The following is a 22,353-nucleotide window of genomic DNA, read 5'->3' on the forward strand; positions in this document are numbered from 1 at the left end:
GCCATACGTTGTTACTCGTAAAAAATTTCTCCTTACATATCATATATATGCCGCGTCAAAATTTTTTACTCGCGCCTAGTCTGGCTTAGAATTTGCACTTAATCAGAGCCTCCTTGCATAAATCACCTGAAAGTCACGCGAGAATCGCGCAATCCATTCATGCAAACAGAAGAAAAAATAGCCCTTAGATACGCCGTGGTCGCTGCTGTCCAGCTACCTAGCGTCACTGATCTTGAGTTCGAGGCATCGCTCACCGAGTTACGTGAACTGGCAAAAACGCTGGGGTACGAGGTCGTGCATACCTTCGTACAGAAGCGCTCTACCTTTGATATGACCGGTTATCTGGGCGTTGGTAAGCGCCAAGAAGTAAAAGAGTTCGTTAACCCCAAAGAAAATTCAGAAGAGTCCGATGAAAGTGATGATCTACCGCTAGAGCCTAACCCGCATGAGATTGAAGTGGTTTTGGTGGATCATGAAATCTCGCCATCGCAAGCGCGGAATCTTGAAAAAGAAGTCGGCTGCGAAGTGATGGACCGCACCATGGTCATCCTAGAAATATTCCATCGCAATGCACGCTCGCGTGCAGCCCGCGCACAGGTAGAGATTGCACGTCTTGGCTATATGGCACCGCGCCTGCGCGAAGCGGCCAAACTTGCTGGCCCACAAGGGCGTCAACGTAGTGGTGCTGGTGGCCGCGGTGGTGGTGAATCGCACACAGAGCTGGATAGACGCAAGATTCGTGACCGTATCGCCGAGCTGCAACAGGAAATCGTAGTGATGGATGGTGAACGTAAAACTCAACGGGCACGACGGCAAGAACGCCAAGGGCTTGCTGCTGTTGCCTTGGTAGGCTACACCAACGCTGGCAAATCCACTTTGATGCGTGCACTTACTGGCAGCGAAGTGCTGGTAGCGAACAAACTATTTGCGACGCTCGATACCACCGTGCGTGCGCTCTACCCAGAAAGTGTGCCGCGCATACTGGTCAGCGATACGGTAGGGTTTATCAAAAATTTGCCTCACGGCTTGGTGGCTTCATTCAAATCTACGCTGTATGAAGCGCTGGATGCCTCGCTATTGCTGCATGTGATTGACGCGAGCGACCCTGGCTTTGAACGCCAGCTTGAAGTGACCGATGATGTGCTGAAAGAAATCGGCGCAGATGTTGTGCCGCGCATTCGTGTGTTTAACAAGATTGACTATGTTGGCGATGCAACAGCACAAGCTGAATGTGAAGCAGCTTTGCGACTACGCTACCCAGATTGCGTGGTGATGAGCGCAAAGCGCCTAGATGAAGTCGCCAAACTGCACCAAATGATTGTTAAGTTTTTTCAGCGCGATCTCACCGAGGCTGAGCTTTTCCTGCCTTGGTCAGCACAACAACTGCGCGGCCAAATCTATGCGACTTGCCAAGTGTTAGAAGAACGCTCCGGTAATGATGGAGCATTTTTTAAAGTGCTGGGTGAAGCCAACGCTATAGAAAAACTGCGCGATCAACTGAGTAAATAATCCGTACAAAGCTGAGTGGGAAAGGTACTGAATAAAAAAGGCAGCTTTCGCTGCCTTTTTTTATTGATGGTTCAAAGCGTGCTTATGCCATCTCTTCTTTTTGCTTGCGACGGCGAGCAACAAAACCAATCAAGCCTAAGCCAAAAATAAACATGGCATAGGTTTCGGGCTCAGGTACTGCTGCAACATTGGTGTAAACACCATCAAATTGGAATTTCGCACCCACGCCGTTAATCGTAGTGCCGCTAATCAATGTCTGAAAGCTGGTATCAGCAGAAAAATTACCTAGTACACGAAACGCATAAGTAGGTGATGCACTCGCCAGATAATCTGTAATCGTCAGTGTTTTGCCGCTGACTACATCGCCAAGACCATTAAATGTGATGGATGTATTTCCCAGGTTCAGTATTGAGTTATCAGTGAGTGAGAGGCTGGCGAATGTCTGGCCGTTTGCAGTATTTACATTGGTTATTGCAAGCGTACCGCCATTTAATTCCAGTGCACTGCTTGCTGAAATACGGTTTGCCCCATCTAAAGTCAGCGTACCGCCTGAGACCATGGTTTTACCTCCATAGGTATTGGCACCAGACAAAGTCACATTGCCACTCTTTACTTCTACGCTGTTGAAATTAGATACTGAACCTGCGTAAGCAAAGCTATTACCTGTGCCTGGATTAATCACCATGGTATTGCTGCCACCAACAGCACCACTGATATTACCAATCACTGAAGCTGAACCACCTGTGATGTATAGCGCGTTGCTTGCACCAGCAAAGGTAATCGCTTTGCCACTGCTAGCGCCGTTGATGGTGCCTGCATTATTGATGACGGCATTGTTCAGGCCAGTCTGGATAGCTGCAGTAGTCGCGCCACCGCCCAGAATCACGGCACCTGCATTGTTATTGATAGTAACGGTATATTGACTTGCCGCACCTACTGCAACAATCGCTGAATCGCTCTGCCCCCTGATGAGGCCACTTGCTTGATTGGTGATTGTTGCGTTGCCATAGAGCGCTTCACGTGTGCCCGCAAGCGGACCGCTACTGATGTCATTACCAGCCAATGTAATACCGCGGCCAACAGCATTTGTATTACCCGTTGCCACTAAGCCTTCAATAGTGCCAGAGTTGATAATGGTACCGCCACCGACCGAGATGCCTTCGCTATAAGCCAAGCCTGCGCTCGGAGCGCTGTATGCATTGATTGAACGGATAGTGCCTGTATTGGTAATGTTGACCAAGCCGTCAACATCAACGCCATCGCCGTCACCTGTGACGCCATTACCTGTAATCAAGCCACCATTGACTACAGTGACCACTTGGTTAGCATTAAAACCATCCAGATTTAAGCCTGAACCATTCATGCCGCGAATAATGCCACCAGCACTATTGTTCACCGTCATGGTGAAGCTGCTAGTGCTATTCAAAGCGCCGCCAGTAATCGCATGGCGCCCACCTTCGATAATGCCAGTGCTTAAGTTATTGACGGTAATACCTGAATTGTTCTGCGCATCCACACCATCGCTGCTGCTACCTGCAGTCGTGATGGATTGTATGGTGCCCGCATTATTAACCACACCATTCACGCCAGGGCGCACTGCATCGGCCTCATAGGCTTTCATCAGGCCACCAGCGTAGTTATTGACGACATTGCTACCAGACAATATGGCGTTAAAGTCCACTACCTGGCTACCGCCAGCCGAAGCGTTCAATGAAATCATCTGGCCATAATTGTCCAGCGTGACGCTAGCAGGTGATTTAGCCATCTGGATCACATCAGCATCAGCGGCTTGCATGAGCGCCGTTGAGTTGGTGATGCTACCGTTGGTAATCATGAGGCCAGAAACACCCGTGTTATCGCGAATCACACGGCCAGAGCCAGTTTGGGAGATAGTACCCAAGTTAGTTAAGGATGCATTGTTGCCAGTGATGGTCACTGCAACCGTTGAGCCGTTTACTTTTAAAGAACGGCCTGCTGCAACACTACCTGTTTGGCCGCTGCCAGAACCCAAGGTTTGTGCGGTGGTTGAATCAGCATTGATAGTAAAGCTGGCAGCAAATACAGGGCTAGCAGTCAGCTGTATCAGACCTGCCAGAACTACAGCTACGGCAAGGCGATTAGGCTTTAAGGCGAATTGGCTTGGGGTGAATTGCATTGAGGATTCCCTGTTATTTTGGATTTAAACGAATTTATCCCCGCACTATACGAACCGAATATGACAAGCGCATTAATCAAAGTAAGAACATTGAAAAGCTGTTTATATAGTGATTTGGCATCAGCATGACTATGTGATGTTTTGATGACGTTTCTGCAAATTCAATAGTGGTAACTGCCATGTAATGTCTGCTAGTCTTGCGCCCTTTTTACGCACGCATTCGTGCTTATACTCTTAATTAACTTAAGCAGAAGGATTAAAAAATGCAGAAATTCATGACAGGTATTCAAACATTCGCCATTCTGGTCATCGCATGTGCGCTTTGTGTCATTGCCTCTCAGGCAGCAAATAAGCATGGGAAATTACCTGAATTATCAAGCCAATATCATGCAGTCGCTTTAATGAATGGTCAGCTATTTTTCGGGCGCATTGACAGCTTGGGGGATGATTACACCGTGTTGCGAGATGTGTTCTATATTCAGGCCCGCCAAAAGCCAGGCACCACAGAAGTAGCGAATGTACTCATTAAGCGTGGCGGCGAAGCACACGCACCAGATCGCATGATCATCAACCGCCAGCAAGTGCTATTGATTGAACCTGTCAAACAAGACTCGCAGATTGCAAAGCTCATCGCGGAGCAAAACACAGTACATTAGGTCGCATTGGCATGCTAGTTGCTAATTACATATTGAAACACATGTTTGAATCAGTTTTTATTTTTAAGAGGTGCATCACTTTTTAATATGTAGATTGGGGCTAATCATGACAAGGTATTTGTTTGCTTTATTGTATTTGAGTTTAGCGTTACCCGCGGCGGCCATGCCAACGGATGAATTGCTACAAAAAATCAATACCTTGGTCGTGCGTGTGCAGGTGGAGCTTGCTAATGGCGGTTACGGAGTTGGCTCTGGCGTAGTGGTAGCTGAAGACCAGATTGTTACCAATTGCCATGTGATTGCGAACGCCAATTCAATAGGGGTACTCAGTAACAGAACCGCTTATACGGTCACTGCCATCAAAGCCGATTGGCACCATGATGTATGTATTCTAAAAGTAGATGGTTTAAATGCACCAGTTGCTAGCATTAGCCCCAGTAAAAACCTGAAATACCAACAACCAGTATTCGCTACTGGCTTCCCCGACTTTTCCCCAGTACCTTCCAGCACTTTTGGCTATGTAAAAGCCTTATACCCGATGGATGACAGCGTGATTGTGCGTGCATCTAGCACTTTCAGGTTGGGTGATAGTGGCGGTGGACTATTTGATGATAGTGGCAACCTAGTGGGCGTCATGACCCTGAAAAGCCCAGGCCATAATGCCTATTATTACTTCATGCCAGTGGAATGGGTGCAAGCTTTACTGAAACAACCAGAACAAGCGCTTGGTACAAAAAGTGAACTGCCATTCTGGGCAGAGTCTCTGGATAAATGGCCTTCATTCATGCGGGTAGTACAGCCGTATCTGACTGAAGATTGGGCTTCGCTACAAAAAGTCGCCACACAATGGACAAAAGAAGAGCCTAACAATGCAGAAGCTTGGTTTTACTTGGCTGCAGCAGAATACGGAAACAACAATAACTTGATCTCTGAGATTCATTTACGCAGAGCCGTTGCGCTTAATAGTCAACACAGCCTTGCGCTCTATTATCTGGGCCTGATTGCTGAAGATGATGGCAAGCACATGGAAGCACTCACCAGTATTGCTCTACTCAACAAGTTCGATGTTGCCGTGGCCGACCAACTCAAGGTTGCCATAGGCATTATTCCAGACCAGCAATAAAAGCTTATTGGAGGTTTGCGCCCAGTTCCTCAACAGCATCGCTGTTGAGGTCTTTTAGTAACATAGTAAGCCTTTGTAGTTCTTGAACATTCCCCTCTGTTTTAGCCAATTTAGCTAAAGCCAGCATGCTGGCTGTGTGCCTTGGATTAGCCTTTAATACTTGACCATATAATTGTTGTGCGGCTTTAGTTTCCCCCAGATTTTCCTCTGCTAAAGCAAGGTAATAACTTGCCTCTATAGCAGTTGGTTCTTTACTTTGCCAATCCTGAGCAATGGATTTCAAGCTTACCCAATCCTTATTTTGCACAGGCAGCACAATCCGCATGAAGAACGGTTGCTGACCTTCAGGACTATCCCAAAATGGCGTACCAGATTGTCCCAATTCTTTAAGGTCCGGGGCATTAAGCAACGCTTTGATCCATTTAACGGGTACACCAAAATAATAGGCATCGTGCCCTGGGCTTTTAAATGTGTTCAAACCGTACAGTTTGCCTTCATCATCAAATATCGGGCTACCACTTGCGCCCAACATAAAGGAGTCTGAAGTACGAATCACCATACCGTCATCCAGCGGATAAAGCGCTTTGACATTGCCGAATGTAGTTTGTGGTTTAGGCGCGCCACCTTGAAAACCAATGGAAAAAATCGATTGCTCATACTGCGGCGACTCACTGTCCGCCAGCACCACTGGCTTCATTCCCAAATAATCAACCTTGAGCAGGCACACATCATGGCGCCAGTCTTCTTTGACAGCTACTGGATTAAACGTATCACCATGCGCCGTAACGTTTACACCCACAGCATTGGTTAACACGTGGCAATTAGTCGCCACGTAATCTTCGGCGACCACAACTCCAGAACCCACGCCTCGCGCGCCACTTTTGGTGGCCGTGTTGATTTTTACAATAGACCCTTTAAGCGTATAGATCTGGTCTAAAGTAGGCTCGGCGTAGGCGTTAATACTGATTGATGCAAAAATAATGGGCAAGATAGTCTGGCGCATAATTTAATCCAAGGTTGATCAGAATGTGTGATGAGCAGATTTAATAAGTAAGCCATAAAACTAATCAATAGACTTGGCAAGTATGCAATACGTTCGTTTAATAGGAACTCATTAGTTTCTGTTAAAGTCTGAGCATGGAGACATGGACTTAAAGGATGCAGGGATGACTGATAACAACGAAAAAATACAAGAAAATAACACCACCAGCTACACCACACTTGAAGAAGTGGTCGCCCACACCTGTAGCTGCAAGTTGAGAACGATTTGTCCAGATAAACACTCCAGCGAGTGCTTAAAAGACCGTAACCTCTACCAAGAATTCATGCTGGCTAGAGCAGCGCACTAAATCACTTACTAGCGTCAGGCAACGCTAAATCTGCACTTTCAACCTCATAGCCTGCGCTTACCCAGGCATCTATGCCGCCAGTCAATGGGCGCACGCGGTGGTAGCCTTTTTGGATGAGTAACTTTGCCATTTTTGCGGCACTCGCCTCGTTGGGGCATGCGCAATATAAAATCACTTCGCCTTCCACATTAGATTCCAATGCAAAGGCATCCACGGTATCTGCCGTTAACGTAATTGCGCCGGGGATTCTGCCACCTGTTTGCAGCTGTGTTGGGCGTACGTCAATAATCACAGGCGATTGACCAGCTTTGAGCATAGTACCAAGCTCCTCCACTGTGATCTGCTCCATGCGTAGCGCCTTCATAAACCGATAACGCTCCCACCATTTAGAAGCAACGAAAGCCACCAAAGCCAGCGCAATCAACATGGCGCCAAAGCGCCCCATTTGTGCAAGTGAAGAAATCAACTCGTCAATCGTGCTGCTGAATAAACTACCCAATAAAATCGCAGAACCCGCCCAGATAGCAGCACCCAAGCTATCAAAAATTATAAATGTCCAAGGCTTGGTACCCACAGTGCCGGCCAAGGCACTGGATATAGAAGCAAAGCCAGGAATGAACTTACAGAACAACAAGGCTGGCGGGCCGATACGCAAATAAAGCGACTCCGTTTGCCGCACACAAGAATCAGGCGATAGAGAAATCTTGCACAATTTAGCCATCACTCTACGGCCATATTTGCGGCCCGCCATGTACCAGATCACATCCGCCAATAAGGCTGAGAAGACCGCCGTAAACAACAAACTAGGCGCTGTATATTGCCCTTGTCCAAGCAACGCACCAGTCAGCAGCAATGCGGGATAGGCTGGAATCGGCAAACCGATCTGCTCCAGAAACACATTGGCAAATACAATCAGCAAGCCGTACTGCTGCAATAAATCTACGAGGTAAGTCATGCGTTCTCAATCTTAATTAGAATTCATCATATGGTGACTTAATATCACGACATCAAGGGTTGATCTCAAATATCTACCATGCTTACTAAACACAGAACAGCTTTAGTGATCTACATATTGATCCATCAGCGCTGCAACCCAATCCATAAACACTTGCACACGGCGCGCCAAGTGGCGTCTATGTGGGTAAATTAAGGAAATAGGCATCGGTTCTGCATGGTAGTTTTTGAGTATCTGCACCATGGCGCCAGAGTCGAGATAATGTTTTACGCCTTCGTAAGGCACTTGCACGATGCCTAAGCCTGCAAGGCAAGCGGCACTGTAGGTATCGGTACTGTTGACCGTGATTGCGGCTTTCATTTTTAAGTGAATATATTTTTCTCCGTTGAAATATTCCCATGCTGGTGCTTTAGCACCCAAGACTGGCGCGTAGTCCACAATAAAATGCTGGCCTAAATCTTCAATCGACATTGGCTCACCATACTTTTGAATGTAGCTTGGGCTGACGCAATTGACCAACTTGAGATGCCCTAATGGCCGCGCGATCAAGCCTGAGTCTGCGAGATTGCCGATGCGGATCAGGCAATCAAACCCCTCTGCGACAATGTCCACACGCCTGTCGGTGCTACTAAGTTCAATCTGGAGATTCGGATGCTGGCTCATGAATGCTGGCAAATTTGGAATCACCAGATTTCTAGCAATGTTGATCGGCATATCGACACGTAAACGGCCATTGATGGGCGTTGAGGCTTGCTGAAACATCGCATCGACCTCGTCCACTTCCGCCAGCAGGTCTTTGCAACGTTCATAGAATATCTGACCATCTTGGGTAAGTTGCACTTTGCGCGTGGTACGGTGCAAAAGTCGCACACCCATCTGGCTTTCCAGTTGTTGGATAGCGGTTGAAATGCCGCCTTTTTGTATGCCCGTTTGTTCTGCAGCCTTGGTAAAGCTGGCCAGCTCGGCAACACGGACAAACACCTGCATGGCGCTTAATTTATCCAAATCCACTCCTATTGTTCTATTTAGTAGAACACTGAAACTTAAATTATAGAGTTTATCTCTTTAATTCACTTCAATACACTGTTTATCAGGCAATACATTTCAACATTGATTAAGGAGTTTGATATGAACAACAAAATTGCAATTGTGACCGGCGGTAGCCGCGGTTTAGGCAAGAACATGGCATTGCATCTCGCCAAAAAGGGGATTGATGTCATCCTCACCTACAACAGCAAACTGGCTGAAGCGAATGAGGTGGTTACAGAGATTGAGCAAGCTGGTGGTAAGGCGGTAGCGCTTCAACTGAATGTTGGCGACAGCAAATCATTCGCGGCATTCACTGAGCAGGTGAAAGCTGCATTGAGGAACACATGGAATACCGAACACTTTGATTTCTTGGTGAACAATGCAGGCATAGGCGTTCACGCCTCTTTTGCTGAAACCACTGAAGAACAATTTGACCAGTTACTCAATATTCACCTGAAGGGCGCATTTTTCCTCACCCAGAAACTACTACCGGTGATTAATGAAGGTGGTCGTATCATCAATATCTCTAGTGGTTTGGCGCGCTTTGCCCTACCTGGATATTCGGCTTATGCAACCATGAAAGGCGGCATTGAAACCCTGACCAAGTACATGGCCAAAGAACTAGGCAGCCGTGGCATTGCAGTCAATGTGGTCGCACCTGGGGCGATAGAAACCGACTTTGGCGGTGGCGCTGTGCGCGACAATGCGCAACTTAACCAGTTTGTAGCCGCGCAAACTGCGCTAGGCCGTGCTGGTTTGCCAGATGATATTGGCGGAGTCATCGCATCATTGCTGTCAGAAGACAACCGCTGGGTGAATGGCCAGCGTATTGAGGCTTCAGGCGGCATGTTTCTGTAAATCAGCTACCAGCCATAGCCAACGGTAAAGAGGAGGGTAGAGTCTTCTTTGGTGCGCCCGGGCGATGGCTGGCTATCCCAGTTAAAGTTAAGCTGGGTAGTCGCGTTGAAACCAAACAAAAGCGGGAACCTCAAACCAGTCTTACTTGAGAACAGCGTCTGGCTGGTTTGTTGCAAGCCCAGCAGTACTTCGTGCTCATGAAAAAAGCGGACGTCATTTTTAAACAAAAGCTGGTCATACTTAATCGCCCAGCGCAGGGCAGGATAGCTTTCTGGATCAGCCTGATAATAATCCTCAGTGATATAGTTCAAACCACCTTCAAGTGCCAGATTGATATTGGGCGTTTCAAATATCTGGTAACCGCTACCAGCACCCGAAACACTGCGCAATCGCAAATCGCGGAAGCGATCATTCTCTAAAGACTGGTTCAGATAACCATACCAGCGTGGTGAGAAGAAATAATCGTATTTGCCATAAGCACGGCTATTAAACTGGGTATTACTCCCCCGGTCTTCAGCATGGTTGAACACACCGCCAAAGGTATATCGACTAAATTGTTTTCGCGCGATGGTTTCGCCATCAAACCGTATGGATTGCGTATCACTATTGCCCTGAGTAATGGTACCGCCCGCATTGATATGCCCTGACCAGCGCGTACCTAAGCCTGCCAAATCAACTGATGGGTTAATGTAGCGTGTTTCGTTCAAGTCAAAATCTCGCTCATCCTTTTCACCGACAATCTTGCCTTCACCAGCCTCCATACTTTCGATCTTGCCTTTCACAATGCTGCCATCGCTTAATACAATCTGCTGCGGTTCATCTGAAGTAAGATTCTGGATTTCTGACCATTGAATATTGATTTCGCCTGCATAACTGGTTTTAAACACCAATTTTTCGGTTTCTTTTTTGATGATTTCACCCGTAATGACATCGCCATTTTTAAGCAAGACCTGGTCTGCTAAAGCGAAATGGCTGGCTATTAAAGTAAGCCAGATAAGTACCTGAAAGATGTTTTTTAGTTGTGGCATATTGCCTCCTTATCATCATGAGGTCGATTAAAATGGTGTTAGGTATACAACCAGAATTCACTCTGGCAATTGATAAACAGTAGCGTAGTTCTATGACGAAGTTGGTTTATTGCGTAAAGGTTCGAGTAAGTGTTTCAGGCCGTTATGGTCTATCTCTTGAATCAGCGCAAGTAAGCGACCAATCTCGCCTGGTGGAAAGCCTTCTCTGGCAAACCAGTTAAGGTAATTGCCAGGCAAATCGGCCAGTATGCGCCCCTTGTACTTGCCGTATGGCATGGTGATAGTCACCAATCGTTGTAAATCTTCGACTTGCATTAACTCTTGGCTACTTGTGTTTATATTGCGTAGCGCAATAGGCACGACTGATTTCTGGGGATCTTAGCGCGCTATGTTTGGTTGTTCTGCCAGTCACGCGTTTACGCCACATTCTAAATGAGCTAGCTTTCATGGATGAGCGCATGAGCTTGATCACATCGGCCTCGCTTAATTGAAACTGTTGTTCTATCGCCTCAAACGGTGTGCGGTCTTCCCACGCCATTTCTATAATGCGGGAGACTTCTTCTTCAGTCAGTGGATTGTCGGCTTTAATCGTCATTAGATTTCGTCCAAAGCCTCAGCCTTGCAAATCACAGCAGAACCTACAGTTAATTGCCCACCACGAATGACCTTGGCAGTGATTCCGCCATGTCCGCGCATCGCGTTATAGCCGCCTTTGCCCAATAGCTCTTCCATCAGCGAGCAAGGCTCACAAGGGCCTGTAGCTTCAAGATCACCTATCTGGATATACACAGGCTGGTCTTTAAACAAACTTCGCGCGGCTAATAGATTGAATCCAGACACCACCAGATTACGCCTTAACGTTTTGGCCTCCAATGTTTCCAACCCAACCAAGCTGGCGACCACTGGCAAATGCTCCGCCTGTATCAACGTCACTTGACGCTTACTCACCACCGTAGTGATTTTCTTATCTGCAGAGCGATCTCCCTGCAGGCCTAAACCAGCAATGGCAATCGCCTCAACTACACTTTTTATAGCTGCACGACGTGCTGGCCGCAACAAGATTTGCTCTAGTCGGCCAGCTTTAGAAAACTGTGTGGTGAACCCACGTAAAGTTTGTTGTTCAAAAGCCATATAAATACAGGAGTATGATTTGCTGCGATAGTTCGATTTTATAACCATATGCCTGCCAAGCAGGCTTTAATTTGAGCGTTAAATAATGTTTAAAAAAGCTGTTCTTTTATGGGGGTTTTTAATTCTGGCATCCGTTGCAATAGCAGATGAAACCACGCTACAAGCAGGATTCGACCAGAAATATCAGGATTACTTTGGGACCAATAGCCAAAGCTTGCTCCCATTTTCTTCGATAGAAAAATCAGATTGGAAAAAGCTACAGGCATCTCGCCCATTGAAAGTGGTGTTCGTAGAGCCAGACAAATACTACAACAGCAAACTCTATACTTTGACCATGTATCAAGCCACTGACGATGGTCAATATTATTTGGATGTAAAAGGTGGTTTCTGGGGGATGGATGACCTGATTTATGGGCCGTTATCGGCTAAAGAATTGCAATAACAAGAGTTTCACTAAATTGGTTTTAGCGATGCCTCATACCTGCGGGCTTGCCAAACAACCAACCCTGCCCGAGCGTGCAATTCAGTTTATTGAGTAGGTTACGTGTTTCTTCAGTCTCAATGCCTTCGGCGAGAACTTCCATGCCTAGTGACTGCGCAAGATCAATCGAGGCACGCACAATCTGCAGACTTTCATGATTCGTAAGCATGCGGCTGACAAAAGCACGGTCTATTTTCAGAGTGTGTATCGGGTAGCGTTGCAGGTAATCAAGGCCTGAAAATCCAGTACCAAAGTCATCCAGCGCAATAGTCAGGCCTAGTGATTGCAGACCTACCAAGACTTCTAACGCCACCTGCGTGTTGCCAATCATGCAGGTTTCAGTGAGCTCCAGTTTAAGCTCATTTGCTGGCATATTATATTCATCGAGTATCGCTTTGACTTCATCAACAAATGTAGCACCCGTGAGCTGTGCGGCCGACATGTTGACGCTGACAAACGGTTGATCATCACGTGAGCGCTTGCGCAGTATGGGCCAATCGATGCAGGCCTGTTTAAGCGTCCACAAACCTATGTCGCGAATCTGGCCAGTTTGTTCGGCAAGCCCCAGAAAATCCAGCGGTGGAATCATGCCCTGCACCGGATGCATCCAACGGAGTAAGGCCTCAAAACCTTTGATTTTACTATCACTAATTGTGCAGATAGGCTGGTAATAGAGCTCAAATTGCTGTGCCTGCAAGGCGAAACGCATATCTTCTGCCAGCGACAGATTAGCAACAGCGCGCTGCCTAATTAATACATCGGCACTGTAGCGCTGGGGATCATACTGCTCAACTTGTTTGCCTTCTGCATACTGACCATGCTTATGTCTAAAGCGCTCAAGCACGACATGCAGTAAATGTTGAATAACAGGGTCTGTTTTTTCTAGCAACTCATCCACCATATTGCGCTGTATGGGGACTAGAACGGTATGCACGACTGCGCGCACGGTGGCAGTTCTTGGTTGATGGTCGATTAGGGCGATTTCGCCGATGAGGTTATCTTTGCCTAACAGGCTGATGCGAATTTTATTCTCGCCTTCCCCTATGCAGACTTCAACGCAGCCTTCTTCAATAATATAGGCTGTGTCGCCAAGCTCACCTTCTTGAAAAATACATTCGCCTGCCTGCACGACTTGACGACTTAGATGCTCAAACAAGGCGACCTCCCTATTTCATCACATGAGACTTTCCGAATGTGACTTGTACAAAGAGGATTCGTAAGCCACTATTTATTAAACATAATACATCATTAGTCTAATCTCTAGTGTTATGAAAAAACGCGTCCAGATCAATAAATCTCTGGTACGAAAAGACGCTCATCCACTGGCTGGCGAACATAGTCATCATGCCTGATACGTTCAGGCAATTCGATGCTAGGGCGCTTGATTTCTTCGTAGGGCATTTGCTGCAACAAGTGGTGGATACAATTCAAGCGCGCAGTCTTTTTATTGTCCGCTTGCACTACCCACCAAGGGGCCTCAGCGATATGCGTGCGCTCAAGCATGACTTCTTTAGCCTTGGTATATTCTTCCCAGCGACGACGTGATTCCAAATCCATCGGGCTGAGTTTCCATTGACGCAACGGGTCGTGAATCCGGCCTAAAAAGCGCAGGTGCTGCTCTTCATCCGAAATCGAAAACCAGTATTTGATGAGTTGAATACCAGAGCGCACCAGCATCTTTTCAAATTCTGGCACTGAGCGGAAAAACTCCTCGTATTGCTCGTCATCACAAAACCCCATCACGCGCTCAACGCCTGCACGGTTGTACCAGCTACGGTCAAACAGCACCATTTCACCCGCAGCAGGCAAATGGGAGATATAACGCTGGAAGTACCATTGCGTACGCTCTCTATCGTTAGGCGCTGGCAATGCTGCTACTCGGCAGACGCGAGGGTTCAAACGCTGTGTGATACGCTTGATCACGCCACCTTTGCCTGCGGCATCGCGTCCTTCAAATAAAATCACTACCTTATGGCCAGTGCTGGCAACCCAATCCTGTAGCTTGACCAGCTCGCCCTGCAAGCGAAATAGCTCGCGAAAATACAGGCGACGCTGTTCTTTATCTTCGCTGGACAGTTCGCCTGTTTCAGCACCGACCAATTCATCCAGAATACGGTCATCCAGTTCAAGCTCGTACTCTTCATCGTAACTATCGTTCACGTCAGATTGAACGCGACGGCTTAATTCTTCATGATCTAAAGTCATAACAAACCCAATGGAATATGCCTGCGCAAACATGGAGGCTAGGTTTGATTCTATGGAGAATTCGTGTCAGCAATGTGACACTGGATTGAAGTAGAGCTAGATCGTACGATTAAAGCGAAGGGGTATATCGTTAAGACTGCATCGCGCGGTCAATCGCCAGCCTGGCAGCTGCCATGGCCTGTTCTTCACGCATGCTTTCTTTTTCTTCATCACTGAAAGGCAACAGCCTGCCGCCCTCAGTTAACGAATAACGTATGGAGCGATCAACCACGATATTGGCGACAATCAGATCGTGGCGCTTTTCTTCACGATTACGATAAAGCGTGGACATTGTTTCTCCCGAATTTAAGATACCAGCACTTGCATTTAAACCCTTGATTTGAACAATTCTGCCTGCATATTAACAATATGGAAACGACTAATTTTTTGGAATACTAAACTTTGCGCCCCATCCTCTTTTTATCAGCCTTTTTCAGCTTAATTCTTGTACTGCATGGCTATATTGGCATACGCCTGCTTTCTGACTTACCCATAGGTTTTAATGGACATTTAACGGGGATCTTTTTACTGATCATCTCTAGCTTGCTCATTCCGTTGGGCATGCTGGCGCGCTTCATTAAGCGCCAGCCTTTGTCTGATGTATTGGCTTGGGTAGGGCTACTCGCCATGGGGCTTTTTTCATCGCTATTAGTGCTTACCTTTTTGCGTGATGTAGCGTTAATGTTGATGAGCTTATTTTCAAAAACATTGCCTAGTCACTTGATTGAGGTCTTTCCAATGTGGTCTGCTGTTTCAGTGCCTGTATTAGCATTGACTGTCACCTTAATCGGCTTCATCAATGCCAGAGCGCGAGCAAGCGTGGTGCATATTGATATCCCCATCGCTCAGTTGCCCGATGGCTTACATGGATTCACTATCGTGCAAATCAGCGATATTCACGTTGGCCCAACCATCAAGCGCAACTACCTACAGGCGATTATTGAAAAAGTGAATAGCCTGAATGCCGACTTGATCGCTATCACAGGCGACATGGTCGATGGGAATGTCGAAACCCTCGCAAAACATACTTCAGGGCTTGCCGATCTGCGCGCGCGCCATGGCAGCTATTTTGTCACAGGCAACCATGAATATTATTCAGGGGCGCATGCCTGGATTACCGAGTTCAGGCGGCTGGGTTTGCAGGTCTTGATGAATGAGCACGTAGTGTTGAAACATGACGATGCTGAGATTGTCATTGCAGGCGTCACCGATTACAGCGCACACCAGTTTGACCCAGCGCACAGAAGTGACCCGGTAGCCGCCATACATGGCGCTCCTGACAGTGCAAGCACGAGAGTATTACTTGCTCACCAACCGCGGAGTGCGGCATTAGCTTCGCGTGCGGGGTTTGATTTGCAGCTCTCAGGGCATACGCATGGCGGGCAATTCTGGCCGTGGAATCTATTTGTACCACTGCAACAGCCCTTTACTGCAGGCTTGAACCGTCTGGAAAATCTATGGATATATACCAGTCGCGGCACAGGCTATTGGGGACCACCAAAACGCTTCGGCGCACCTTCCGAAATCACCAAGATTCGGCTAGTGCCTGCGCTTTAGTTGCTGCCTGCGCTCTAACAGATTAGCTGGGTTACTTTTTCTTGGCCGCAGTTTCTGTTTTTAATCCAACGGTTCGACCTGCAAAACCAGCGGCATCAAAATAAGGTAATTTGCCAACAAATTGCTGGTTAAGTATTGTGGATAAACCATTACTTGCAGGTGGTGAAGTCAAGAGTTGGCTTTGCCATTTCACCGCCTTGCCACCCTTCAAGCTTTCGCTTAATACACGGCCTTGCAACTCGCCTTTGTTGGGTATATTCAACTGCAATAGATGCGCCATGGTCATGCCAATATCGGCATTGCTCGCTGGCGCCAAGTTCTTAAAGCGCTGCTTAAAGTCAGGGCCAATCGCAGCCATAAAATTCTTGGTGTCGGCGCGACTAAATGATCCGTGCATGCCTTGACCTTGCTGAAGGTTGCTATCAGCCACCACTGCAGCGCAAACTGTCACCACTTTACAACCTGTGTCATATGAGCGGAAATTCACCACGATGGCAGGCTGAGGCGTGATGGCTGAACCTTTAAACCCAATGCTGCTCATCGGCAAAGTGCCTGCAATATTGCCCAAATCATCATCCACAAATACGCCGCTCACGTAATCTTGTGCTAACAGCAGATCAACCACTTTGAGGGCAAGTTCCTTGGCGTTTCCTTGTGGCAAGTAGATGAGGTCAGAGCCACCATTTGCGGCTACCACGACATCTGGCAATTCTGCATTTGCGCCAATCAGGCCATTGGCGCGTTTGGGGTGTTGGCCAGCTTTGATATCCACCAAAGCATTCTTTGCATCTGGGTCGTACAAAGGCATATCTAGCCCGATGGCCAAATCCATCGCCAGAAAGCCCGCAGGCAATTTGCCACTACTTACATCAGAGTAGCTAATATTGGCAGATGAGCTTGTCTCACTCTCTTTGGAAATAGTCGAAAAACCATGATCGGCAGCCACCAGAATGTTGGTGGTTTTATCAAGGCCAAGCGCTTGCAAGGTTTGAACCAACGCAGATAAATTATCATCTGCATTACGGATCGCCGCCATTGAAGTAGGGCCATTGATGCCAGGCGTTACAGCACCCAAGCTATCGCCCTGGTTATGCTGTGTACCATCTGGGTCGCGCGACCAGAACACCAAGACAAAGGGTTGATTAGCTTCCTTGAAAGTAGGCAGAATTACTTTGCTAGTAACATCGACAAAGTATTGTTGCTGCTCAACATTGGCGACTTGCGTACCCGGTTTTTCTTTATCGCCAGCTTTGCCGTTATCCCCACGCGCTGGAGTCTGCACTGGCAAACCTAGCGCCTGCAATTTGGCCTGTATTGCGGCCGATAAGGCAATACCACCCTCGCGCCCTGTGGAGTCATCAATAATAATGGTCTGGTTATTGGCCGTTAAATCCTGAATGGCAACGGGCCCTAATTTACCAATCGCAGCGGTGGCATAGCCCGCTTTTCTGGCGGCAGCGAGGATAGACTCTTCATTCAGGTAGTTGCCTACAAAGTGCTCGTCTATATCAGTGAGTACGGCATCATTTTCGATAAATGGCGTCACGCTATCTTTAGCACTTTTAACAGCAAACCCTGCATAAATCGTATTGCCAAAATTGCCCGTATCGCCCAACAAATGACCTGTGGCCAGCGCAGAAGCATTGGGTGTGGTAAACGTAGGAAATAGCGAATGGCTGTTAGTGAAATTAACTCCGTGATCGCGTAATGAAGCCATTGTGGGTGCCCTTTCTTTGCTCACAATATCGGCACGCAAACCATCGGGCACAAACAGGATGATGTTATGGGCTTGCGGCGAAGCCGCCTGACAAAGCGATACATTCAGCAAAAAACTGGCAAGAATAAACAGAGACTTTTTCATCATTAAATCTACGTATTAAATTGAGGAGTTAGCTTATCGAATACTTGTGACAACTAGATGTAAACAGATACGAGATAAGCATTGTCACAGGGTATCAATTTATGCAAAAATGCTTAATTGTAAAAATAATTTTACAATTTTTACATGCAGTAACATTGTGGATATCAATGAATAAAAGACGGCTCACAATAAAGAGCCGCAATAGCAGCATGAAACATCCGCGATAGCTTAACAAAAACTGGCAAATAAACAGCCAAGCGGATGAACGGAGAGAGCATGAAAAAAGCACAGCAGATATCAAAACAGCCAAGCGCGCGCCCATTCGGCGCGATGTTTGCTGGTAATGCCCAGCCTAGCCAGCATGAAGTGCAGGCTTTGATCGGCTATTACAATGCTGGCCAAATCCAGCAAGCCGAGAGTCTGGCGCTCAACTTGTCGAACAAATACCCGCGCGCGCCGATTGTTCTGAATGTGCTTGGCTCATCACAAGCAGGCTTGGGCAAGTTTGAGGCTGCCACCAATACATTCGGTAAACTGGTGAATGCTGACCCTTATACCGCCGAAAACCACTGCAATCTGGGTATGGCGTTACAACAGACTGGCAAACTGGCAGAAGCCGCTGCCAGCTATCGCAAAGCCTTGAGCATCAAAGGTAATGTGGCAGACTGGCACTATAATCTTGGTATCGTACTTGGCCAACTTGACCAATTGGATGATGCAGCACAAAGCTACCGCAAAGCGGTGGCATTACAACCGGGGTTTTTTGAAGCCTACGGCAATCTAGGTAATGTGGTGCAAAGACAGGGCAAGCTGGATGAGGCTGTGAGTTGTTACCGCAAAGCACTAGAAATTCACCCTGATGCCATCGGTCATTTTAATCTGGGTACTGCATTGCGCGACCAAGGAAAGTTGGATGAAGCCGTAGCCAGCTACCAAAAAGCGTTGGCGCTGAATCCGCAATATATCCAAGCCTATATCAATCTTGGTGAAACCTTGCGTGACCAAGGCAAGATGGAAGAGGCTATTGCCAATTATCAGCAAGCGCTCAAATTAGACCCTAACAATGCGCAAGCCAGCTACAACATGGCCCTATTTTTCTATGAGGCAGGCCGGCTTACTGAAGCCATTCCACATTATGCCAAGTCACAACTGGCCGACTGGCGTGAACGCATCCTCTATTGTCTCTATAAAACCGAGCAATACGCCGAGTTCAAAGACAAGCTGCAATATCTGCTAAAAGACCGAAACACCTCACCGTTCTTAGCCACGCTCTCCGCCCACTATGCTGCAAACTTTGGTGAAGAAGATCACTATAATTTTTGCAAGAATCCACTGGATTTCGTCTATTACAACCGCATAGAATCTCTGGCGACGGTGGATAGCCAGCTTTTAAAAGACTTACTCAATGACATACAAAACGCTGAAATCGCGGAACGTAAACAGGCACGCTTACATCACGGTTTGCAATCCGCAGGCAATTTATTCAAACGCCCAGAGGCATCCTTTGCAGCACTTGGTGCGTTGATCAAACAGGAGTTTATTCGTTACCAACAACAATTCGCAGGCCAGGATTGTGAGCTGATGAAGGCATTTCCGAAAGAGCTAGAGTTCAGCAGCTCATGGTATGTAAAAATGCGCCAAGGCGGCCATTTGAACTCGCACATTCATGAAACTGGCTGGCTCAGCGGCACGGTATATTTGAATTTACCGAAGAATAAGCAAGACCAAAAAGAAGGCAGTATTGAGTTCAGCACGCACGGCGACCAATATCCGCAAAAGCACAATAACTTCCCTAGCAAAACAGTGACGCCAGAGGTAGGCGGCATCGTACTGTTCCCATCCTCTTTATTTCATCGGACGATACCTTTTACTTCGGATGAAGAAAGAATCTGCATCGCATTCGATCTAAAACCAGCGATGGCTTAGTAGTTAACTACCGTTAACGACGCAGTTACGACCCTTTTGCTTGGCTTGATAAAGGCGCTTGTCCGTTAGATCAATAAAACTGACGGGCTCGTCATGATGGGTTGGGATGATGGTCGCCACTCCCAAACTCAAAGTCAGCAATTGGCTCACTACTGATTTTGCATGGGGGATCTGCGCCTTGAAAATCAGGTTACGGCAACGCTCCGCTACCTTTTTTGCAGAATCTTCATCGGTCTCGGGCAATATCAGCACGAACTCCTCACCACCAAAACGCGCAAAAAAATCGCGTGGCCGGGTCGCGGCCTGACTCAATACCTTGGCTACTTGCCTTAAACAAGCATCACCCTGAAGGTGGCCATACTCGTCGTTGTACTGCTTGAAATAATCAATATCAAACAAAATGAGCGAAAGCGGCTGGTTATTGCGGCGCGCATTCGCCCACTCAACTTCCATGATGGAATCAAACATACGCCGATTAGCGACACCCGTTAAGCTATCTTTAAATGACAACTCTTCCAGTTCTTTTTGCATTGCGATTAGCTGTTGTTCAGTTTTCTTACGCTCGCTAATATCGAACATAAACCCAACCAATGATTCAACCTCGCCGCTTTCATTACGGACTACATGGACAACATCGCGGATCCAGACATAATCGCCATCTTTCGTAAGCGCCCTGTAATCCGCCTCATGGTCAGTACCCGCTTTTGATTGCGATACACAGAAATTCACCACCCATTCCCTATCCTCCGGGTGCATTCTGTTAGCCCAGTCTTCTGCACTCACCCAACTTGCGGGCGTCCAGCCGAGTAACTTTTCTATCTGGGGCCCGATGTAAGCAAACTGCATGGTCGCCCAATCAATTTTCCAGGGGATAGCTTTAGTAGATTCAAGTAAAGTTTTATAAACCGCTGCATCGTTATCCAAATTGCTACTCAGTTCTGACATCAATTACATTCACTCCATCTATCGCTCAAACATTCTTAGGCGTGCTTAGCACCAAACATGATAATCGCCATACCAACAAAACAAACTAAAACGCCTACCCAGTCAGTCACACTGGGTTTAATAGATTCAACCAGCCACAGCCAGATAATCGCAACTCCAATATATACACCACCATAAGCGGCATATATACGGCCTGCAGCACTCGGATGCAACGTAAGTAACCATGCGAACAAGGCAAGACTTAATGCTGACGGAATAAGCAGCCACGCCGAACCGCCCTGCTTGAGCCAGAGATAAGGCAGATAACAACCAACGATCTCTGCAATGGCAGTGAGCACGAACAGACCGAATATTTTTGCAATTTCCATCAATGTTAATCCCGAAATTTTAATAATTGATCTAAACAGCTAATCGCTATCTTACTATAAGGGCTGATTCGCCCTACCCATACCCTGCCAGTGCTGGGTACGCCAGATAGCGTGCTGGTTAGCATTGAGAAAAGTCCAGACAACGATGCGGCTTTTTTTCTGCCCCTGAGCCATATCGATCGTGCGGATTTGCAGCGCACCTGCTTTTTTCAGTTCGCAGTAAACGCCAGGCAAGGTCGTGGCCTTCGACACCAACGTAGTGAACCACAAGCATTGTGCCGCGAACTGTTTGCTTTCCATCACCATGCGCGCAACGAATGCCGATTCACCGCCAAGGCAATACAGCTCAGCGGCTTGCCCGCCAAAATTGAGCGCAGGCGGCGCATCTCGTTTGGCGGCTTGCGTGGTCTTCTTACCCAATCCCTGCAGTTTTCGACGTGCAGCGGCATTGGCCTCCTCCGACGACGCATGAAAAGGCGGGTTGCACATGGTTATTTCAAAACGCTCGTCACGCTGGATGATTCCATTGAATATAAAAGCTGGAGATCGTTGCAAGCGTAGGTTGATCGATTCGGAAAGCGCGTTGCTATCCACGACGCGCTGCGCATTTGCAAATGCAACTGGGTCTATCTCAGCACCCACAAACCGCCAGCCGTATTCGTGCTGGCCGATCAGCGGGTAAATGCAATTTGCTCCCACGCCAATATCCAGCACCCTTACTTGTTGGCCTGTTGGAATCACATCACCGTTACCAGCGGCCAGAAGGTCTGCAAGATAATGCAGGTAATCTGCCCGGCCCGGGATGGGCGGACATAAGTAATCTGCGGGAATATCCCAAGCCGTGATGCCGTAATAGCAATGCAGCAGTGCAGCATTCAGCGCTTTAACCGCGGCGGCATCGGCAAAATCTATTGAAGCATTGCCATACGCATTCGTCTTTACAAACTTTGCAAATTGCGGAGAAGCCAGCATCAGCTGACCGAAATCGTAAAGGCCATTATGCTTATTGCGAGAGTGCAAGGCGGTTTTTTTGGCCAGACCTTTGAAAGAAACTGCTTGGTTTATCATTGAATCAATCGGGACGAACAGTTACTAAAGCGCAATTGCAATGCGCATACCTTGAATGGGCGGCCGCTAGACTGCACTATGGTCTTAATGGTTTTATACATGGCTCAACA

The 22,353-nt window shown here is 47.4% G+C and carries 23 protein-coding genes; 8 read left to right on the forward strand and 15 right to left on the reverse strand.

Annotated features, from left to right (window positions below; genetic code table 11):
- Positions 1 to 159: 159 nt before the first annotated feature.
- On the forward strand, positions 160 to 1,509 hold the full coding sequence (gene hflX / locus ZMTM_RS12845; RefSeq protein WP_221764222.1) for a GTPase HflX: 1,350 nt from the start codon (positions 160 to 162) through the stop codon (positions 1,507 to 1,509).
- A gap of 82 nt (positions 1,510 to 1,591) precedes the next feature.
- Here hflX and ZMTM_RS12850 read toward each other — a convergent pair whose 3' ends face one another.
- Positions 1,592 to 3,664, reverse strand: a complete 2,073-nt coding sequence (locus ZMTM_RS12850; RefSeq protein WP_221764223.1) for a beta strand repeat-containing protein — start codon at positions 3,662 to 3,664, stop codon at positions 1,592 to 1,594.
- 263 nt (positions 3,665 to 3,927) lie between these two features.
- Here ZMTM_RS12850 and ZMTM_RS12855 point away from each other — a divergent pair, with 263 nt between their 5' ends.
- The gene (locus ZMTM_RS12855) at positions 3,928 to 4,320 is read left to right on the forward strand and encodes a hypothetical protein (protein ID WP_221764224.1); all 393 of its coding nucleotides are present in this window, start codon (positions 3,928 to 3,930) and stop codon (positions 4,318 to 4,320) included.
- 106 nt (positions 4,321 to 4,426) lie between these two features.
- Positions 4,427 to 5,443 carry a S1 family peptidase gene (locus ZMTM_RS12860; RefSeq protein ID WP_221764225.1) on the forward strand — a complete coding sequence of 339 codons (1,017 nt, stop codon included), beginning with the start codon at positions 4,427 to 4,429 and terminating at the stop codon, positions 5,441 to 5,443.
- A gap of 4 nt (positions 5,444 to 5,447) precedes the next feature.
- On the opposite strand, the gene ZMTM_RS12865 is transcribed toward ZMTM_RS12860, so the two are convergent.
- A complete protein-coding gene (locus tag ZMTM_RS12865) occupies positions 5,448 to 6,446 on the reverse strand; it encodes a S1 family peptidase (RefSeq protein WP_221764226.1) in 999 nt (332 codons plus the stop codon).
- Positions 6,447 to 6,609: 163 nt separating this feature from the next.
- Between ZMTM_RS12865 and ZMTM_RS12870 the strand changes: the two genes are divergently transcribed.
- Positions 6,610 to 6,792: a hypothetical protein gene (locus ZMTM_RS12870; protein WP_221764227.1), complete on the forward strand. Its 183-nt coding sequence runs from the start codon at positions 6,610 to 6,612 to the stop codon at positions 6,790 to 6,792.
- Position 6,793: 1 nt separating this feature from the next.
- On the opposite strand, the gene ZMTM_RS12875 is transcribed toward ZMTM_RS12870, so the two are convergent.
- Together ZMTM_RS12875 and ZMTM_RS12880 are read right to left on the reverse strand one after the other, a co-directional pair.
- Entirely contained in the window at positions 6,794 to 7,747 is a 954-nt protein-coding gene (locus tag ZMTM_RS12875) for a DedA family protein/thiosulfate sulfurtransferase GlpE (RefSeq protein ID WP_221764228.1), read from the reverse strand.
- Positions 7,748 to 7,849: 102 nt separating this feature from the next.
- Positions 7,850 to 8,752 carry a LysR family transcriptional regulator gene (locus tag ZMTM_RS12880; protein ID WP_221764229.1) on the reverse strand — a complete coding sequence of 301 codons (903 nt, stop codon included), beginning with the start codon at positions 8,750 to 8,752 and terminating at the stop codon, positions 7,850 to 7,852.
- Between the two features lie 123 nt (positions 8,753 to 8,875).
- Here ZMTM_RS12880 and ZMTM_RS12885 point away from each other — a divergent pair, with 123 nt between their 5' ends.
- Positions 8,876 to 9,634 carry an SDR family NAD(P)-dependent oxidoreductase gene (locus ZMTM_RS12885; RefSeq protein ID WP_221764230.1) on the forward strand — a complete coding sequence of 253 codons (759 nt, stop codon included), beginning with the start codon at positions 8,876 to 8,878 and terminating at the stop codon, positions 9,632 to 9,634.
- Between the two features lie 5 nt (positions 9,635 to 9,639).
- On the opposite strand, the gene ZMTM_RS12890 is transcribed toward ZMTM_RS12885, so the two are convergent.
- From ZMTM_RS12890 to ZMTM_RS12905, 4 genes are all read right to left on the reverse strand, one after another.
- Entirely contained in the window at positions 9,640 to 10,662 is a 1,023-nt protein-coding gene (locus ZMTM_RS12890; RefSeq protein ID WP_221764231.1) for a DUF481 domain-containing protein, read from the reverse strand.
- Positions 10,663 to 10,752: 90 nt separating this feature from the next.
- A complete protein-coding gene (locus ZMTM_RS12895; RefSeq protein ID WP_221764232.1) occupies positions 10,753 to 10,977 on the reverse strand; it encodes a DUF3820 family protein in 225 nt (74 codons plus the stop codon).
- A 10-nt stretch (positions 10,978 to 10,987) separates the two neighbouring features.
- On the reverse strand, positions 10,988 to 11,257 hold the full coding sequence (locus ZMTM_RS12900) for a TIGR03643 family protein (protein ID WP_221764233.1): 270 nt from the start codon (positions 11,255 to 11,257) through the stop codon (positions 10,988 to 10,990).
- Positions 11,257 to 11,793, reverse strand: coding sequence for an MOSC domain-containing protein (locus ZMTM_RS12905; protein WP_221764234.1), 537 nt, complete (start codon positions 11,791 to 11,793; stop codon positions 11,257 to 11,259). Before ZMTM_RS12905 ends, ZMTM_RS12900 begins: the two co-directional genes overlap by 1 nt.
- Before the next feature lie 85 nt (positions 11,794 to 11,878).
- On the opposite strand from ZMTM_RS12905, the gene ZMTM_RS12910 reads away from it, so the two are divergent.
- On the forward strand, positions 11,879 to 12,235 hold the full coding sequence (locus ZMTM_RS12910; RefSeq protein ID WP_225907039.1) for a hypothetical protein: 357 nt from the start codon (positions 11,879 to 11,881) through the stop codon (positions 12,233 to 12,235).
- A 22-nt stretch (positions 12,236 to 12,257) separates the two neighbouring features.
- Here the strand turns inward: ZMTM_RS12910 and ZMTM_RS12915 are convergent, their stop codons facing one another.
- From ZMTM_RS12915 to ZMTM_RS12925, 3 genes are all read right to left on the reverse strand, one after another.
- Positions 12,258 to 13,430, reverse strand: a complete 1,173-nt coding sequence (locus ZMTM_RS12915) for an EAL domain-containing protein (RefSeq protein WP_221764235.1) — start codon at positions 13,428 to 13,430, stop codon at positions 12,258 to 12,260.
- Positions 13,431 to 13,561: 131 nt separating this feature from the next.
- Positions 13,562 to 14,479: a polyphosphate kinase 2 gene (gene ppk2, locus ZMTM_RS12920; protein WP_221764236.1), complete on the reverse strand. Its 918-nt coding sequence runs from the start codon at positions 14,477 to 14,479 to the stop codon at positions 13,562 to 13,564.
- A gap of 130 nt (positions 14,480 to 14,609) precedes the next feature.
- Complete coding sequence (locus tag ZMTM_RS12925) at positions 14,610 to 14,810, reverse strand: hypothetical protein (protein ID WP_221764237.1); 201 nt, start codon at positions 14,808 to 14,810, stop codon at positions 14,610 to 14,612.
- A 110-nt stretch (positions 14,811 to 14,920) separates the two neighbouring features.
- Between ZMTM_RS12925 and ZMTM_RS12930 the strand changes: the two genes are divergently transcribed.
- Positions 14,921 to 16,075, forward strand: coding sequence for a metallophosphoesterase (locus tag ZMTM_RS12930; protein WP_221764238.1), 1,155 nt, complete (start codon positions 14,921 to 14,923; stop codon positions 16,073 to 16,075).
- A 31-nt stretch (positions 16,076 to 16,106) separates the two neighbouring features.
- On the opposite strand, the gene ZMTM_RS12935 is transcribed toward ZMTM_RS12930, so the two are convergent.
- Complete coding sequence (locus ZMTM_RS12935) at positions 16,107 to 17,939, reverse strand: alkaline phosphatase family protein (RefSeq protein WP_221764239.1); 1,833 nt, start codon at positions 17,937 to 17,939, stop codon at positions 16,107 to 16,109.
- Between the two features lie 273 nt (positions 17,940 to 18,212).
- Between ZMTM_RS12935 and ZMTM_RS12940 the strand changes: the two genes are divergently transcribed.
- Positions 18,213 to 19,862, forward strand: a complete 1,650-nt coding sequence (locus tag ZMTM_RS12940) for a tetratricopeptide repeat protein (RefSeq protein ID WP_225907040.1) — start codon at positions 18,213 to 18,215, stop codon at positions 19,860 to 19,862.
- A gap of 3 nt (positions 19,863 to 19,865) precedes the next feature.
- Here the strand turns inward: ZMTM_RS12940 and ZMTM_RS12945 are convergent, their stop codons facing one another.
- The 3 genes from ZMTM_RS12945 to rlmF are packed head-to-tail and all read right to left on the reverse strand — an operon-like array spanning position 19,866 to position 22,243.
- Positions 19,866 to 20,807, reverse strand: a complete 942-nt coding sequence (locus ZMTM_RS12945) for a sensor domain-containing diguanylate cyclase (protein ID WP_221764240.1) — start codon at positions 20,805 to 20,807, stop codon at positions 19,866 to 19,868.
- Positions 20,808 to 20,842: 35 nt separating this feature from the next.
- On the reverse strand, positions 20,843 to 21,175 hold the full coding sequence (locus ZMTM_RS12950; protein ID WP_221764241.1) for a YnfA family protein: 333 nt from the start codon (positions 21,173 to 21,175) through the stop codon (positions 20,843 to 20,845).
- 54 nt (positions 21,176 to 21,229) lie between these two features.
- Positions 21,230 to 22,243, reverse strand: coding sequence for a 23S rRNA (adenine(1618)-N(6))-methyltransferase RlmF (gene rlmF / locus ZMTM_RS12955; RefSeq protein ID WP_221764242.1), 1,014 nt, complete (start codon positions 22,241 to 22,243; stop codon positions 21,230 to 21,232).
- Between the last annotated feature and the right edge of the window lie 110 nt (positions 22,244 to 22,353).

It is taken from the genome of Methyloradius palustris (assembly GCF_019703875.1).
Lineage (GTDB): Bacteria > Pseudomonadota > Gammaproteobacteria > Burkholderiales > Methylophilaceae > Methyloradius > Methyloradius palustris.